Annotated in this window: 21 protein-coding genes; 2 read left to right on the forward strand and 19 right to left on the reverse strand. The window is 66.8% G+C overall.

The features are described 5' to 3' along the window. The 18 genes from I55_RS15395 to I55_RS15470 form a co-directional block, all read right to left on the reverse strand. Positions 1-1,308, reverse strand: a 1,308-nt coding sequence (locus I55_RS15395) for a hypothetical protein (protein ID WP_044561472.1), incomplete at its 3' end; no start/stop codon positions are given. Between the two features lie 32 nt (positions 1,309-1,340). Further along, on the reverse strand, positions 1,341-1,511 hold the full coding sequence (locus I55_RS37100) for a hypothetical protein (protein WP_159107206.1): 171 nt from the start codon (positions 1,509-1,511) through the stop codon (positions 1,341-1,343). Positions 1,512-1,651: 140 nt separating this feature from the next. After that, entirely contained in the window at positions 1,652-2,008 is a 357-nt protein-coding gene (locus tag I55_RS15400) for a hypothetical protein (RefSeq protein WP_044561473.1), read from the reverse strand. Between the two features lie 56 nt (positions 2,009-2,064). Next, complete coding sequence (locus I55_RS15405; RefSeq protein ID WP_044561474.1) at positions 2,065-2,568, reverse strand: hypothetical protein; 504 nt, start codon at positions 2,566-2,568, stop codon at positions 2,065-2,067. 20 nt (positions 2,569-2,588) lie between these two features. Further along, positions 2,589-3,047, reverse strand: a complete 459-nt coding sequence (locus tag I55_RS15410) for a hypothetical protein (protein ID WP_044561475.1) — start codon at positions 3,045-3,047, stop codon at positions 2,589-2,591. After that, on the reverse strand, positions 3,047-3,340 hold the full coding sequence (locus I55_RS15415) for a hypothetical protein (RefSeq protein ID WP_044561476.1): 294 nt from the start codon (positions 3,338-3,340) through the stop codon (positions 3,047-3,049). Before I55_RS15415 ends, I55_RS15410 begins: the two co-directional genes overlap by 1 nt. Then, positions 3,340-3,510, reverse strand: coding sequence for a hypothetical protein (locus I55_RS37105; protein ID WP_159107207.1), 171 nt, complete (start codon positions 3,508-3,510; stop codon positions 3,340-3,342). Before I55_RS37105 ends, I55_RS15415 begins: the two co-directional genes overlap by 1 nt. A gap of 80 nt (positions 3,511-3,590) precedes the next feature. After that, complete coding sequence (locus tag I55_RS15420; RefSeq protein WP_044561477.1) at positions 3,591-4,655, reverse strand: major capsid protein; 1,065 nt, start codon at positions 4,653-4,655, stop codon at positions 3,591-3,593. A gap of 62 nt (positions 4,656-4,717) precedes the next feature. Then, positions 4,718-5,362 carry a head decoration protein gene (locus I55_RS15425; protein ID WP_044561478.1) on the reverse strand — a complete coding sequence of 215 codons (645 nt, stop codon included), beginning with the start codon at positions 5,360-5,362 and terminating at the stop codon, positions 4,718-4,720. 25 nt (positions 5,363-5,387) lie between these two features. Continuing rightward, positions 5,388-6,779, reverse strand: coding sequence for a S49 family peptidase (locus I55_RS33135; protein ID WP_049974166.1), 1,392 nt, complete (start codon positions 6,777-6,779; stop codon positions 5,388-5,390). Then, positions 6,776-8,359, reverse strand: coding sequence for a phage portal protein (locus tag I55_RS15435; RefSeq protein WP_049974167.1), 1,584 nt, complete (start codon positions 8,357-8,359; stop codon positions 6,776-6,778). The genes I55_RS33135 and I55_RS15435 overlap by 4 nt, the downstream gene beginning before the upstream one ends. Positions 8,360-8,361: 2 nt before the next feature. Further along, positions 8,362-8,607, reverse strand: coding sequence for a phage head-tail joining protein (locus tag I55_RS15440; protein WP_148293763.1), 246 nt, complete (start codon positions 8,605-8,607; stop codon positions 8,362-8,364). A gap of 1 nt (position 8,608) precedes the next feature. Beyond that, positions 8,609-10,798, reverse strand: a complete 2,190-nt coding sequence (locus I55_RS15445) for a phage terminase large subunit family protein (RefSeq protein ID WP_049974168.1) — start codon at positions 10,796-10,798, stop codon at positions 8,609-8,611. Continuing rightward, a complete protein-coding gene (locus I55_RS15450; RefSeq protein WP_044561480.1) occupies positions 10,785-11,369 on the reverse strand; it encodes a hypothetical protein in 585 nt (194 codons plus the stop codon). Before I55_RS15450 ends, I55_RS15445 begins: the two co-directional genes overlap by 14 nt. A gap of 152 nt (positions 11,370-11,521) precedes the next feature. Continuing rightward, complete coding sequence (locus tag I55_RS33140; protein WP_159107208.1) at positions 11,522-12,250, reverse strand: hypothetical protein; 729 nt, start codon at positions 12,248-12,250, stop codon at positions 11,522-11,524. Between the two features lie 121 nt (positions 12,251-12,371). After that, a complete protein-coding gene (locus tag I55_RS15460; RefSeq protein WP_159107209.1) occupies positions 12,372-13,019 on the reverse strand; it encodes a hypothetical protein in 648 nt (215 codons plus the stop codon). Positions 13,020-13,027: 8 nt separating this feature from the next. Next, on the reverse strand, positions 13,028-13,261 hold the full coding sequence (locus tag I55_RS15465) for a hypothetical protein (protein ID WP_044561482.1): 234 nt from the start codon (positions 13,259-13,261) through the stop codon (positions 13,028-13,030). Positions 13,262-13,265: 4 nt separating this feature from the next. Beyond that, positions 13,266-14,096 carry a DUF1376 domain-containing protein gene (locus I55_RS15470; protein ID WP_044561483.1) on the reverse strand — a complete coding sequence of 277 codons (831 nt, stop codon included), beginning with the start codon at positions 14,094-14,096 and terminating at the stop codon, positions 13,266-13,268. A 346-nt stretch (positions 14,097-14,442) separates the two neighbouring features. Here I55_RS15470 and I55_RS15475 point away from each other — a divergent pair, with 346 nt between their 5' ends. Together I55_RS15475 and I55_RS15480 are read left to right on the forward strand one after the other, a co-directional pair. Beyond that, positions 14,443-14,712, forward strand: coding sequence for a BrnT family toxin (locus I55_RS15475; RefSeq protein ID WP_044561484.1), 270 nt, complete (start codon positions 14,443-14,445; stop codon positions 14,710-14,712). After that, positions 14,696-15,046 carry a BrnA antitoxin family protein gene (locus I55_RS15480; RefSeq protein WP_044561485.1) on the forward strand — a complete coding sequence of 117 codons (351 nt, stop codon included), beginning with the start codon at positions 14,696-14,698 and terminating at the stop codon, positions 15,044-15,046. The genes I55_RS15475 and I55_RS15480 overlap by 17 nt, the downstream gene beginning before the upstream one ends. Positions 15,047-15,167: 121 nt before the next feature. Here the strand turns inward: I55_RS15480 and I55_RS15485 are convergent. Further along, positions 15,168-15,842 (reverse strand): DNA methyltransferase (locus I55_RS15485; RefSeq protein WP_148293765.1); only part of this gene is annotated, 675 nt, incomplete at its 5' end.

Consider the following 15,842-nt stretch of genomic DNA (forward strand, 5'->3'; position numbering starts at 1 on the left):
CTGACAGGGCGGATATGCCCTGCACCATTTCGTCAGCCATTCGCCCAGCTTGCTGTTCGCCAAGGATTCCAGCAGGTCGTCGATGGCGCCCTTCAGGGCGTGGATGGAGGCGGCACCCTCACCACCCAGTCGCTTGGCCATGCCGCCCACGCGGCTGTCCAGCAATGCCAGCGCCTCCGCCACGGCTTGGGTGCGATGGCCTTGCTCATCCAGGTCGCGAAGGTGCTTGACCTCATCCGGTTCCAGGATTTGCAGGGCGCGATTGTAGTCCGCGAGGCCAGCGGCGCCCCCGGCCACGGCGGTGGTCAATTCCTTAGCGCGTGTCGCGGCATCGCCGCCGAAGGCGGCGGCCACATCCTGGCTGATGCCGGCGATCTGCCGCTGCACCCCGAAGTCAGTGACGCGCCGGTCGCCCAGGGCCGCGCGCAGCGCCGCGTTGGCGTCCTGCCGGTCGACACCCCGCTGGTCGGCGATGTCGAACCCGGCCTGGCGCAGCTGCGCCGCCGTGGCATTCGCACCTGGATTGATGACCTTCAAGTCGGCGGCGAAACGCCGCGTCTCCGCCCCGGCGCTGATCAGGCGACTACCCAGCGCCGCCACGACGGCCGTCAGGGCAACGATGCCGGCGGTCGCCGCCAGGGCCTGCGGCGGGATCGCCCGAAGCAACCCGGGCAGCGCCGGCGCCGTCTGAAATCCCTGGGTGACCAGGGTTTGGCTCAGACTGCCGCCGGCCGCCAGGGTCTGAATGGTATTGACCGCGCCGGATACGGCGATCTGTCGGTCCACCGCCGACAGCCCGGCCGCCTTCTTCTGTGTGTCGGTGACGGCTTGGATATCGTTGGCCACCTTGCGGTGGGCATCCCCCACCTTGCGCAGGTCCTGAACCTGGCGGGCGAAGGTATCCTTCGTCTTCTGGCGGGCGGCGTCCGCCTCCTTCTCTGTGATGATGCCGCCGGCCACGGCCGTCTTGATCTCCGCCAGCTGCTGGCGGTAGGCCTGCTGCGCCGAGAACAGCGGAACGTACTTCGCCCGCAGGCCGTCCAGTGTGGCGCCATAGGCGGCGATGTCGGCCGCCCGCGCCCGGGTGGCGGCACCATTGTCGTTGACGACGCCCGTCAACGTCTCGATCTGCTGCCGCAGCGCCTGGGTTTCGCGACCCGTCGTGCCCATGGCGGCGTCGAACTGCCCCAGCGCGGCGGCGGCCTTGTCGCGGAAATCCAGGACCTTGGCCTTCATACGGTCGACAGCGGCCACGCCCTCGCTCTCATCCGCGCTGATGCGCAGGCGCATCGTGTTGGCGTCGGCCATGATCCCACCTCAGACGGGAGAGCCGGCCCGCGCTATGACGCGCCGGCCGGCTTATAGTTGCGATGGCCCCGCAGGGCGTCGAACAGGCGCCGTCCCACCTCCGCCTTGTCGGCGGGGGCCGGCTGGTCCAACAGCGCCTTGTCTTGTTCCTCGGGATTGACCTTCTTGCCCTTGGGCTTGCCCCAGGGGTTGGTCTTCACCATGAAGTCGGCCTTGGCTTTTAGGGCGGCCTCGATACGAAAGATGCTGGCGGCCAGGGCTTCGCTGTCGCTCCACCCCAGCCAGCCGGTTGCATATCCGTACAGCTCCTCAGCGTACTGCGCCGGCGACAGCCGCCGAGGTGCTAGGCGTTTCCCCCGGTCTGACCCTGGGCGGATTCCTGCTCCGCCTTGATGTCATCGAGGCTGCGCCCGCCGTTGAACAGGCGGAAGACGTAGTCGGACAGGGGAATGGTGATCTTGTCCAGGCCGGTGCGCAGGACCATGCCCGCCAGGTCCTTCGCCTGGGTATCGGTGTAGCCCAGGCCGTGACGCAGCGTGGTGATGATGTCCGGCACCTGGTTGTTCAGGATGTACAGGGTCAGCTCGGTATAGTTCTTGTACTTCGACGACAGGACGTTGAAGGCGCCCAGGCTGGGTTTCAAGACGAGGTCCTGGCCATCCAGGGTGATGGACACCTCGCCGCGGTTCAGGTCGCTCATAGCCGACCGACTCCTTATATCTCTGTGTGGGGCGAAAACGGGGACGGCGCCGCCGGTCAGCTGCCGGCGGTCGCGGCACCCTCGACGATGTCGCTGTTGATCTCGATGGACGACGCGGCCCGCACCACATCTTCGCCGCCGCCCAGGTTCGTGGTGTAGGACATCACCATCCCATAGAAATACATGCGGGTGGGCTTCCCGCCGGCGCCCCCCGGATTGTCATCCAGCACCAGCTTGAAGGGATAACTGCCCGTGGGATCGTCCCGCGCGTCAATGATCTTTGCTTGACCATCATCCGCCGGGACACGGTTGAAGGTCAGCTGCAGGTTACCCTCGTCATAACTGCCCTTCCGCTTCCTGGTACGCCGATTGGCGACGGAGTTGACCTTGACGGTCGTCCAGGTTTTCCCGAACTCGTTATAGTTCGAGACCTCCGCCAGTTCGGTCCAACCGCTTGCGGTTTGGCCGTCAAATTCGGCCAGGGTATCGTAATCCCAGGCCTTGTCGCCGATATACATGCGGGCGCCGCTGGTGGCGACGATGCCGTCTTCGATGGGCATGGTGTCTCCTTAAGGTTGGGTCAGCCTTCCGGCTGGCCATGGGGGGTGCGATAGGTGACGGCGACGATGGTCTGCAGCGTGCCGACCACCTGGTCACCGTCGGGCTGGAAGCGGCGGGATTTCGATTTCAGGCCGCTCTTGATCACCAGGCCGCCCAACTTGCGATCAGCCGCGAACAACCGTTCGAAATCAGCGCCCAGCAGTTCCAAGGGGTCTTCCAAGGCGCCATCGGGGCCCGCCTGCTCGAACACCACGGCGAACGTCACCGTGCGGTCCAGTGCCCCGACCACCGTGGCGACGGCAGGATCCTCATCCACCGTGTAGATCAGGGCGTAGGGCGGCGACATCATGGCGGCCGGGTCCACCGGCAACGGTCGCGCGCGGGACTTGTAGACATTGGCCGGGTCGACCAGCTGTCCTGCCAGCTCGGCCAGATAGTCGCGAACGCGGGTGTTCCGCGGCATGTCACCCATGGGCATCAGGCGCGCTCCAAGGTGTAGGTGGTTTGGCCTTCCACCGCTTCCGGCGCTTCGGCGATGGTCCACGACCGGCCCCGCACCGTGACCGCCCGGCCGACGGCCAGGCGCACGACGCTGTCGCGCAGCATCAGGGTGGTGCGGGTAGCCATGGCCTCACCGCCGTCCTGGAGCTGGACGATCTGGGGCCCGTTCTCGAACAGCCCCAAGGTGCCGGCCGGGATGCCAGGCCCGGTGACAGGCTCGCCCAGCACCTGCTCCGCCACGCGGTTGGCGATGTCGAAGTTGAAGGGCATCAGGTGGCGGCGGGTTCTAATTGAGCCGGGTCGCCATTTTGCCGCCAGCAGAAGACGGCCGCCTGGCTGCCGGCGTCACCCTCCAGGACGGTCCAGACCGCCCCGGGCTCACGCTGCATGGCGCGCGAACCGTCGTCGAACGCCTTAATCTGATAGGGGAAAGCGCCCATGATTCCGTCTCCAGAAACGCGACGGGCGGCCCATCCGGTGAGGGATGGCCGCCCGTCGCGTGTCGCTGTGTGGTTTGTCGTCAGGCGGCGAACGCCAGGCGGCGTAAGGCCCGGGGACGGATACACATGGTCAGCGGGTTGGACTGGGCCTCCACCACCGCCAGGCGTTCCGTCTGCCGTGACGGCGGCATGAAGGCGTAGAGCGGCAGACCCTTCATGTTGGTCATACCCATGATGTCCGGCGGCCCGAACAGCATCTGGAACAGGCCGGGACAGTCCACGGGGAACAGGCGGGCCTCATCCGTGCCGATGCCGACATCACCATCCTTGGTTCCGCGGTAGTTGACGAACTGGATGCCGCCGTAGGTGAAGGAACTGAACGCCTTGTTGGTGCCGAACACCGACAGGCCGCTGCCGGTCAACAGGGCCTTGCGCCAGGACACCACCTCTTTGTTGCCCCAGGCACGGTCGTAATAATTGTCACCGCAGAGCGCGAGCGCCGTGATGTTGGTGGTAGGCAGGCCTTCCAATTCCACCAGCATGTCACGCTGCAATTGGCGGCAGAAGTCCTCGAACTTGGTTTCGTCTGGGTCGATGGTATTGAGATCAAACTCGCCATCCGCCATCGGCGAGATGCCGAAGTAGTTGTACCAGTTGTAGATTTCGCTGGCATCCTTATCAACGACGATGCCCTTGATACCGCCCAGACGCTGGTACTCCATCGTCAGTTCGAAGCGGGCCCGCAGGCCGAAGGGCCCTTCCAACTGTTCCGTCAGGACGTCCTGCGCCACCTTCAACTGGGGCTGGCCGGACGATGCAGCGTAGTTCAAGGCGTTCTGCACCTCATCGGCGTTCACCTCGGCCTCCAAAGCCAGATGCGAACAGTCCACCTTCTTATTCAGATTCTGCTTGGGCTTGTCGATCTGGCCCGGCGCGGAACCGCGCGGACTGGTACTGATGATCTCCAGGCGGCCGTTCTTCTCATTGACGGCGACCTCTTTCGTGCGGACGCCATCGACCGCATAGAGCCGGTTGCCCAAGCTGCCCAGCAAGTTGGGCGTATAGGGCGTATTGTTGATCTGGTCAGTGAGGGTAACAGCCGAGAAGGCGTCACCCGAGAATACGTCAGCGATCTCCATGGGCATGGAGGCGTCTCCTCAGCAGGGTGGAATGTGGGCCGGTACCGGGCTGGCAACGGCCAGGGGTATCAGCGGACGATGATGCCGTGGGTGGCCAGGGCGGCGACCTGGGCGGCATTCTGGTTATCGGTGATACCGACGGGCCAGGTCAGGCATTCGCCGTTGGCCTCCATGTCGCGATCATGGATGGCGACCTTCTGGTCGGCGCCGCTGACATCGGTGGTGGCGTACAGGATGGCATAAGCCGTCTGCGTTCCATCGGTCGCCGTCAGGTTCAGGGGCTTCACCTTGCCGCTGCCGGCGGCGACGGTGATGGTGAAGCTGTCGCCGGCGACGAAGTCGGTGGACCCGTCCGCCAGGGTGAAGGACAGACCGCCTCCGGTGAAGGCTGCCCCAACCACGCCGTCCCCGACGTTGATGCCATCGGGGTCCTCGACCGAGTAGGCGCCGGCGTTGGTGCCGGGCTCCAGGATCACCAGGCGGTAGGCGCCCTGTTTGGCAGCGCCCACGGTGATGGCGCCGATGGTACCGTTGCCGGTGTTACCGGCGGCGGCGGCCGTGGCGGTGCTGATCAGCACCCTGCCCAGGACGGTTCCGGCCTGGTAGCGACCGCCACCGGTCAGGGTGGCGACCCCGCGGGACCGGTGGCCATTGGCCTCGGAAACGATGTACTCGCCGGCGCCCCGGCCTTCGAAAATCGCGGTGTTGCTCATGGAAATCACCTCACTGGCGATAGGGTTACGGGGTGCCCTTGCCGGAGTTCATGCGGGCATAGACGCTCGCGTGGTCCAGCGTGGGGGCACGAGTGGTGGCGGCCGCCTGGGGCACGTGGGTGGTGTCGGTCACACGTGCCTGGTCGACACTGGCGGACATGCTGGCGGCCAGACTGCGCGCCACATCCAGGCTGACCCCGCCCCGGATCAGGTCGGCGGCCATCTGCGGCACGCCGAACTTGGCGCAGGCGTCGGCGATGCCCCGCGCCTCGTCCAGCCGGGCCGTGACGTCGGCAGTCGTCAGGGACGATCTGCGCAACAGGCCCGCGATCAGGTCGGGGTACCCGGCCTTGGCACACATGTCGGCCACGTCGGCGGCGGCCAAGCTGGCAGCGGCCACCTTGACGCCAGAGATGTTGCCTCCGGCGTCAAGCGAAACGATGAACGGCGCGCCGGCGGCCAGGGCGCCGTCTGGCACCCGCGTTGTCAGTTCCGTAATTACCTGGGCCGTGGTGAGGTCGGCCTCACCATCCGACGGGGGCACCGCCGGCGTCGTACCCGGGTTGATCACCCGCGCCCCAGTGGGCGCGGTCTTGGTTTGCAGGGACATAAGAGCCTCCTCAAAAGTGGCGATTTGGTCTGCGAATCCGACGTTGATTGCATCCTGGCCGCGATAGACGGCGGCTTGTGTGGCCTGAACCGCCTCGACCGTCATGCCACGCCCGGCGGCCACGACACGGCAGAAGCGCTCGTACATGCCGTTGATGTCGCCCTGCCACAGGCGTTGCGCTTCGGCGGACAGCGGCTGGCTGGAAATCCCGTCCGGCTTACGGTCGCCCTTGTACAAGACCGTGACATCGAGGCCGGCGGCTTCCAGGGCCTTGCTTTCGTCAACGTGCATGGCGATGACGCCGACGCTGCCGCTGAATCCATCTTCGCTGGTCAGGACGCGGTCGCAGGCCGAGGCGATGGCATAGGCGGCCGAGGTCGCCCGGCTGTTGACCACAGCCCACATCGGCTTGACGCCACGCATCGATCGCAGCCAGTCGGCATAGTCCAGACAGCCGCCGCCTTCCCCACCCATGCTGTCCAGGTCAAAGAGGATGGCTTTGACGTCATCACGCCCGATAGGGGCGTCGCTGGTCATGTCGGCCAGGGACTGATAGCTGCAAACGCCGCTGGGGGCGCTCAGACCAGTACCACGATGAACCAGCTTTCCCAGCACGGGAATGATGGCGACACCGCCAGCCACTTGATAATCGCGGTCATGGGGACATTCGACCGCCGACACGTCGATTTCGGCCCCATCCATCCGGGCATCAGGCCGCAACACAGCCAGGACGGCCCCTGCGGCGGCCCGTTCCATCAAATGCGGGCGGTTCAGCAAGCTGCCCAGGAAAAGCGGGTGGCGCTTCATGATCCCGTCGTCTCCTCATCTGGGTTCGGCTGGGCGGCAGGGTCGCCGTCAACCGGCGCGGTCTTCGCCGGCTGGGCCAGCACCATGGGCTGGATGCCCAGCTTGCGCTCCCGCGCCTGGTCGGCGGCCCGCGCCTGGTCGATCTGGTCGACGTTGTCGCCGCGCTTCGCCACCTCGACGGACCGCGCGGTCAGGCCGGCGGCCATCTCCGCCTGGACGGCCTCGATGTCCTGCTTGGGGTTCAGATAGTCCCAGCGCTGGGGGATCAGCTGATACCGGTATAGGTCCTGCATCCGCACGGACTTCGGCACCCGGAGCGCGCCGGAGGCGATGGCCAGGTCCACCCAGCGATTGATGACGGGGCGCAGGAACTGGAAACCGACCAGGCCATACTGCCATTGACTGGCGCGGCGCTTGAAGGTGTTGAACTGGGCGCGGAAGGTGCGGTCGTTCGCGTTCTTCCAGTCGCCCGTCAACTCCTCGTACAGGACATCGGCCGCTGCCGCGACCTCGCGATAGTTGGCGGCGATGAAGGCTTCATAGTTGCCGCCGACATCGGCCGGCTGAGTGAACTCAACATCTTCGCCCACGTCCAGGTACTGCATGGTCGCGGGCTCCAGCGCCACCTGCGGCAGGCCGCCGAATTCCCGCAACGTCTGCCCCCAGGCCGCCGCCAGGTCGTCCGCGCTCATTTCGCGGGAAGCGTTGCGCTTGATGAAGCCCACCAGCATGGCGACCGTCTTCTTCCGGTCCCGCTCCGCGTCCTGGTAAGAGCCGATGTGGTACAGCGGCGTCATGGCCGCCGCCAGCCACGGCAGGCCGCGCATCTGGCCGATACGGCGCAGGTTATAGAGGTGGAAGACGTCGGCGGCGGGAACGCGGGTCAGCAGGGCGCTGTCCACCGACATGTCCATGTTCATGTCGCCGGGATTGGCCCGGTACATCCAGAAGGCCTGCCGCTGGCCCAACAGGTTCCGCTCGATGCCCTGAACGACCGTGCCGCCCGCGATGGCTGCCGAGTAGTAGAGGGGGACTTGCTCCGTCGGCAGCATCTGGATTTGCAATGGGACTGGTAGGCCGTCGGACAGTTTCCGGGTCCGCATCCGGCCGAAGGATTCCCCGCCCTCGACCATCTCCCCCACCGCCAGGTTTTGCAGGCCGTTGAAGTCCAGCAGCCCATCGGCGTCCGCATAGGGTATCCAGTCGGCGTAGAGTTCGTGGATGGCCTGGTTCAGCTTGGCGTTGCTCAGTGTCCACTGCGGCACGATGCCCGACCCCACGGTGTGGGTCTGGATCAGGCTGGATGCCCGCACCGCGATCGGGTTGTTCCGCGCCAGGTCGCGGGACCTGGCTTGCAGCCGTTGGCCATCCGCCGCCACCACGGCGTTGGGGCCCATCGCCGATGCCCGCCAGCCCCCCAGCCGCCGGCCGACCGACGCGGCCTGGTGCGGGCTGGACGGGGCGCCGGCGGCGCCCCCGGCGGTGAAAGGATCGGCGGCGGACATGGTTGGGGCGCCCCGGAACTGCTCCGCGTAGACGTCCGTGCCTTTGAACCTCACCCTGGTGGTGGCGACCGCCATGCTCAATACCCCGACGACGCGCCGAAGCGGAATGCCCGGCTGCCCGATCCCGAGCCGGCCGGCGCGTTCCGGCGCGCGATCTCGCTGTTCATATCCTGCAGCTGGGCCAGCATGTCGGTGCGGCTGCGGAAGGTGACGTCGCGGCCGTTGACACGGACGCTGTTCGCACCCTGGTCATAGGAATCGCGCAGGTCGTTCCGCCGCTGGACCAGCTGGTCCAGCGTCAGGTCGTCGTACATCGTTGCCATGTCACCGTCCCATGTAGCTGCTGCGGGTTACCCGCCGCCGACCCGGCTCCCGGTCTGTGGACCGCGCCGCCGGCTTGCCCTCCTGAGCTTCCTTCACAGCGCCCAAGACGGCCGCCAGCTTGGCGGCCGTCTCCTCGACCGGGCCGGGGACCGGCTGGGTCGCCACCTTCACGCGGTAGGGCAGCTGGTCCAGCAAGTCGCCCTGCGCGGGGGCTGGACGCCGTCGGGCCGCCAGGGCCGCCCACATCTCCGGGGTCGCCCCCATCTCATCGATCACATGGCTGGCCCAGGCGCGCGCGCCGACCCAGCAGTCGAGCCTGTCGTTGACGCCGCGCTTGTGCCATTCCCGGAAGGGCCGGCCGGCGCGTTCCCCAACCTTCAGGTACTCCGCCGTCAGTTCCTGGAAGAAGGTCAGGTCGCAGGCCCGGTCGAAGTGGGCCAGCCCTGTCCAGGGATTACCCTCCGGGTCCACGGCCTCCTCCGCCGCCCGCATGGTGCGGTTCAGCGCGCCGAAGCACTCCAACTTCATCGGCCAGGTTCCGATGGGCCAGACGTAGACGCTGCCCTCACGCTTTCCGCGCCAGGTGATCGACGCCTTCTTCGCCATGCCGATGGGTGGGTGCATGGCGTTGTTCTCACCGCCCCGACCATCGGTGGCATAGACCCGCTCGTAGCCGCTGCGGCGCATGTCGCGGACAAACTTGTAGACGCGGGGGGTGAGATAGCCGGTGTCCACCCCGAAGGCGTCGATCGGCCAGAACTGGCCGTACTGATCCTCGTACCGTCGGCGGATGCGCTCCGCCAGTTGCGGCCACACCCGGTCGTCGGCGGGTTCCCCCTCGATGGTGCCGCCATCCAGGTGCCAGGACTCCATATTCCGGCCCCAGGCGTAGACGTCCCATTTCAGGGCCGCCCCCTGCACGTCGCAGAAACCGGTGATGAACAAGGCGCCGGGCGGCAGCTTGCGGGCCGGGTAGTCCTCGACCAGCCTGACCAGCTTCTCCGCGTCGGGCGCATCGCCCTTTTCCTCGTACGGCTCCCCCAAGCCCTGCTGGCAGAAGGTCTTTTCCTTATCCGGCTTGCCCTTCGCGGCCAGGTATTCCGAGACGGTGAAATCCCACGACACCTGTTTCGAATAGGCCTGCCAAATCTTGAACGACGGCTGCAGCACCTTCTCCATCCGGGCCTTGCGGGCCAGGTGCCGGGCGATCTGGTCGGGCAGGACGGTCGCGCCGGGCACGTCCTCCGCGCCCTCCCCCGCCTGCGGTGGGCACGTCGCCAGCCAGACGCCCTGGTCCAGCATCGCCTCCTTGTCATCCTTCGTGATCACGCAGCCGTGGGCGGCACAGACGAAGAAGGCGTCATGTGGCTTGGTCTCGCTGGCCCAGCGCAGCTGCTCGAACCGCAGCATCTGGAAGACGCCGCAGTGCGGGCATGGCACGTAGCGCCGGCGCTGGTCACCCGCCTCGAACTTGGCGCTGATGCGGCAATGTCCTTTGATACCCGGGGTCGCGTTCCAATAGCACTTGGCTCCCCGCGTCTCCCGGTAGGCCTTGGTCCTGGCGATGGCCTGGTCCAGAGGGTCGCCACGGCCGCCGACATCGTGCGGCCACTCGGATATCTCCTCACCAATGACCACCCGGTAGGACACCATCTGCAGCGCCTTGGAGCTGCTGGCCGTGGCGACCACCAGATAGCCGCCGCGGAAGCGCTTCATGGAACTGGTGCTGCCGTCCTCATCGCGGCTCTTGAGCGCGCGGACCTTCTCCGACAGCACCGGCGTGGCATCAATGGTCGGCTGCAGCTTGACCCTGACATATTTCTTCTGCTCCTCCAGGCTGGGCAGCAGGGCCAGCATGGCGGATGGGTCCTCATCGATGACCTGGCCTATGAGGTTGACGCCCGCCTCGCTCTTGGCGATCTGGGCTGAACCGACGACCGATACCTCGAACGCCGGATGATCCATCGACAGGACCTGCATAACCTCCACCATGTGGGGGGCATGCCGGTGTTCATACCTGACGTCTTTGCCCAGCGCGTAAGGGCTGCCGCTCTCCGCTGACACCATCCTTTCCTCGGCGGCCCACTGGTCGACCGGTCGCCGCAGCGGCGGCTTGACGCCCTGACCGAACCCAGCCAGCAGCGCCCGCCGGCCGTCGCCCAAGCACGGGAACGTCTCACGCAGCGACATCGGCCAGCAGCTTCTCGACCTTATCCGACAAGGCCTGGCAGACCTCGCGGTCGAACCGGTCGATGATCGCCGCCGCGGCGCGCGCATCCGTCACGCCCAACAGCTCCGCCGCCATACCGGGTACCCGGGCGGAAAGCGCGTCACGCACCATCACGCCCAATTCAAAGCCGCCGTCCTGAAACTCCATGACCGGGGCCAGGGTGCCTTCCCGCTCCATCAGGTCCAGTTCGGCGTTCGACGCTTTGGCCCTGGCTTCGCGCAGACGCTCCGCCCCGAGCAAGCTCTCTTGGGACTCCGTCCGGCCGGCCGGAACGTCGCCGCTGCCGCCCGCTGGGGTGACGCCCCGCGCCACATAGGCCGCCGCCTGTTTCACCGGGTCCAGGTGGTTGCGCCGCACCGCGACCACCTCATCCAGGTCCAGCAGCGGATTGCCCGGCACCCCATAGTCGTGGAACAGGCGCTGTTTCAGCCCACGGCTGATGGTGCTGGCGTTGACGCCCATGCCCATCTCGGTCAGGGCGGCAGCGATCGCGCGCACGCCCATCAGGCGGCGCTGGTCCGTCTGTTCCATGGCGTTGCGTCCCGTTGCATGCTGTTGCGCCTGTTGCACCACCCGTGCAACGCCCGCACTAGAAAATCGACAGGGGCCGAATTACCCGTACGGCCCCTTTGGTCCAGGGGCCCCTGGCGCGCAATATTATTACCCTACGCCCCGACCGCCCCCTACCGGAGGTACTGCCCGATGGCCCGGGACAGTTCCTGGTCGAAGGCCTGCCCAGCCGCCAGTTCGGCGGCGTAGAAGTAGTCGAAGGCGACCTCATAGGACGGCGCCCGGTTGGTGAACACCAGCACCGGCACCACCTTGCCCTTGCTCAGCAGGCGGTACACGGCGATGGGCCGGCCGTTGGGGTTGCCGTGCTGCCTGGCCACGAAGTAGTCCGACAGCTGGACGTGGTTGCCCCGGTTCACCAGTAGCTTGCGCTTCCCCAGCCTCCGGATCGTCTTGGCCGATACGTTGGCCCCGAACGCGTCCAGCAGCCGCAGGCGGGACAGGACCTGGGTGATCTGCCCCCGCGACAGGTTGCCGTAAGCGTCCAGGGTGGCGCCCCGGCCCGGCACGACGAAGGCGTTGTCGCTGACGCCACCCCGGCCCAGCCGCACCTCGAACCGCTTCATGCGCCGCGCGCCGCCCAGGATGGCGGGGGCCAGGTACTTCCAGGCGGGTGTGCCGCCGTTTCCGTCCTTCGGCGCCACCATCGCCTCCAGCCTATCGGGCGTGGCCGGCGTCAGCTTCAGGGAGTTCAGCGTATAGGGCGTGGGCCGGTCGAAGCTGTCCCGCATCTCATGCTGTTCGGCCGCGATCACCGCCTTTCCAGTGCGCGTCAGCGCCACAGCCCCGGCGAAGCGCATGCCCCGTTCGAACCGCTCCAGCGCCTTTATGGCACCATCCACGGATACGTCCGACCGCATGCGCACCCCCTCGAAACGGCAGAGGGCCGGCCCGGTTTCCCGGCCGACCCTCACAGGCGCTTTGATCGCCCATCTCAACAAGTCAAATTTTTCCCGCACGTTGTCAACAGGCTTTCGCAGGGGCACCCGCCAGCCACGGTTCGCGGGGCGTGGGCATGCCGGTGATACGGTGACTGGATAGCCCCAGGCCCACCAGGACGCCGGCCAGGCGGCTGAGGGCATCCCACCACTGGCCATAGACCTCGCGGGCACAGTCGAGTGCTTCGGCCGACAGGCCGGTGTCCACCGCCTGCCGCTGGCCGTCCGGGCCGGCATCAATCAGGAACACGCGCCGCTGCATCATGACGCCGGCCTTATGCCCATGATCGTCGTACCGATAACGGGGTGCGCCGTTGTCCCGGCGCACCACCACGTCCTGCACCGTCGCGCCAGGCATCCAATCGGGATCGGCACCCGTCCGCCCATGGAGGAGCACCAGGCCTTGCTGTATGGGCGTCAGGGCCGTCCGTACCGCCTCATGCACCGCCTCTGCATCAGGGTGCAGTTCACCAGAAGGTGTGCCCATCTGGTCGACGCGGCACCCCAGTTCCGAGATGTGGCTGCCGCTCCCGTCCGTCGTCCGCTTGAACACCGCGATGCCGGCCGCGACCCGTTCCAGGTCGAACAGCCCCACGCCCCGGTCCACCACCATGTCCGCCCGCTGGACCCGATAGGTCCATTCCACCAGCCGCGCCACGTCGATCGATTTCATCGCCATTCTCAGAAGCCCTCACCAAACAGGGACGCCGTATCGCCGGCCGCGCCCTCCGCCGGATTGTCCAGGGATGCCGCCCGCCAGCGGCCAAGGTGGGCTTGGTCAGGACCGATGCCATGGAGGCGGGCGCAGACCTTGCCGGGCCCTGCGCCGCAGGCGGGACAGGCATAGCGGCTGACGACCTGGGCGGTGGAGAGGGGAACGCCAAACGGCGTCCGGCGTGTGGTGGGCCGCGCCATTGCCTCAAGCCCCCCTGCCAAGCCCAGCCACGGTGCCGCTGGCCGCGCCGGCCGGCAATCCGGGCACCACCCCCAACGCCGCCACCACGGCGGCATCGACCAAGCCCCGCTGAACCATGGCCCGCAGGTCCTGGACCGGCCAGGTCTTGGCCTGGGCCAAGGCGACACTGCCGCCACGGGCCAGAACCTGGGCCCGATTGAGCAACAGGCTGTCTTCCGCCGACAGGGGGATATAAGGGGGTAAATTATGGTTTACTGGTTTAGTTGGTGCTGCTGAACCAACAGCAGCACCAACAGCAGTTTGAACAGCCGTTGGCGGTGTTTCATTGCATTTCAACGCATTAGCCTCGGAAAACTCCCCTTCACACACCCCACTGCCGCCGCCGCCATGAACGTCCGGTTTTTCCGCAGAAATCTCGGACTTTTCTTCGACTTTTTCGGCCGCTTCCGGGCCGCCGGACACCGCCGCCGGCGGTGACTTCGTACCCCTGGCCTTGCGGCTCTGCCCGCTGGCCCGACCACCGGCGGACTTGCCGGCGAGCGACTTTGCCACCCGGGCCAGTTCATCGCGGCACCGGCCGTTGGTGACGCGTCCGTCCAGCACCTCGATCAGCCCCCGATCGATCAGCTCCGCCTTGATGCGCCGCCAACGGTTACCGGCCTTGGTCACGCGGGCCACTTCGGAATCCCGGTCGGGCACCCGGTCACCAGTGGCGTAGATATGATCCTGGAGCCGCCGCCAGACCAACTCCACCATCGGGTCCATGAATTCCGTGCGCGCCAGTTCATCCTTCGGACAGCGCATGATGAACAGCGCCTTTTCTTCAGCGTCCATCACGCATCCCCCTCGGTGCAGGCCGTCCAAGCGGCAACGAGCCCGCTGGTGACGAACTCCAGGCTTGGCGCGAACGGCCAAGGCCATACCAGCCCAACGCTGGCCAATATCTCGGCATAGGTCATCCCCATCCCCACGGCGTAAAAAATGTGCTCCAGCGCCACTTCCCGGGCACCGGCTCCATAGACGGGCTCATGCGGAACAAGCGTTCGAACGCTTGCCATCTTCCCCACGATCACCCCCCGCCCGGTGAAGCGTTCGAACGTTTCACCGGACGCCGATAGCTATTTTCCGTATACCCGAAAAATGTCTTGCCATGCCGACTTATCGGGTATACAAAAAAGCCATGAACATCACCTTCGACCCGGCCAAGAACGCCACCAACCTCGCCAAGCACGGCCTGCCGCTCAGCGCCGCCGTCGACATGGACCTGGCCGTCGCGCTGATCCGGGTGGATGACCGGGCCGACTATGGCGAGACGCGGTATGAGGCCATTGGCCCGCTGAACGGCCGGGTCTGCGTCCTGGTGTTCACCGTCCGGGACCAGGTGGTCCGCGTCATCAGCCTGCGCAAGGCGAACAGCAGAGAGGTCAAGCGCTATGCCCAGCACCCGTAAGCCCAGGGCGGCCAAGGCCGCCGTCACCACCCCCACGCCGGAGGAGGATGTGGCCATCACCGCCGGAATCGCCGCCGATCCCGACGCCCGGGAATGGACGGACGAGGACTTCGCCCAGGCCCGCCCCGCCGCCGAGGCCCTGCCCGCCGCCGTGCTGGCGGCGTTCGAGGGCGCCCGCAAGCGCGGCCGGCCCATTGCCGCCAACCCCAAGGTGAAGGTGATGCTGCGCCTGGACCCTGACGTGGTGGAGGCGTTCCGCGCCACCGGGCCGGGGTGGCAGACGCGCATGAACGACGCCCTGCGCGCCGCCGCCCCCAAGCCGCCGGCCGCGTAATCCCTGGCAACCAAAGCGTTCGAACGCTTTGCGCCGGACGACCCATCAGGGGCCTGGGCGTCCATGTCCGCCACCAGCCCAGCCGGATTGGTGGCGAACGCGCCAGGATCGACGGTAGCCATCATTCCGCCGCCACGGCCGGCCCGGCCGTCAGCAAGTCGAACAGCGTGGGCATGCCGAATTCCTTTTCGGCGGCCCGGCAGTAATGGGCGCCGTCCAGGAAGTAGGTCGGGTTGAGTTCCACGCCGCGTCCCAGCCGCCCCAAGGCCACGGCGCGGGACGGCACGGTCATCAGGCCGCCGAACGGATCGAACACCCACTCTCCCGGGTTGCTGTAGCGTTGGATCAGCCGGTCGACGATGTCGATCTGGAAGGGACAGACGTGCTGCTCGACGGCGCGGCGTGATTGCTCGCTGTTCAGCGTCTTCATCCGGATGATGTCGTGCCAGACGGCCGGGTGGGCGCTGCCGGGTGCCAGGGCCATGAAGGTGCTGGGCAGCTTGCCCTGGAGTTCCAGCGCCTCCCCGATCTTGACGTGGAAGTCATAGTCGTAGACGCGCTCGAGGCTGAGCTTGGTGAAGGCCGTGGCCAGCTTGGCCGGCCCCAGCGCGGCCAGTTCCTGTACCGTCAGGGACCGGTCGCCACTGGACCGCCAGAACGCGTGGGCGTCGACCTGCCAGCGGGCCAGGCTGTAATCCTCAACCGTCTTCTCCACCCGCTCATCGGCGTAACTAAGGGACCGGTCGCTTTGCGGCTTGCGCATCAGCAGGATTAAGGGGGGCAGCCGACACCCATC

Origin of the sequence: Azospirillum sp. B4 (assembly GCF_000333275.1) — a bacterium.
Classification (GTDB): Bacteria; Pseudomonadota; Alphaproteobacteria; order Azospirillales; family Azospirillaceae; genus Nitrospirillum.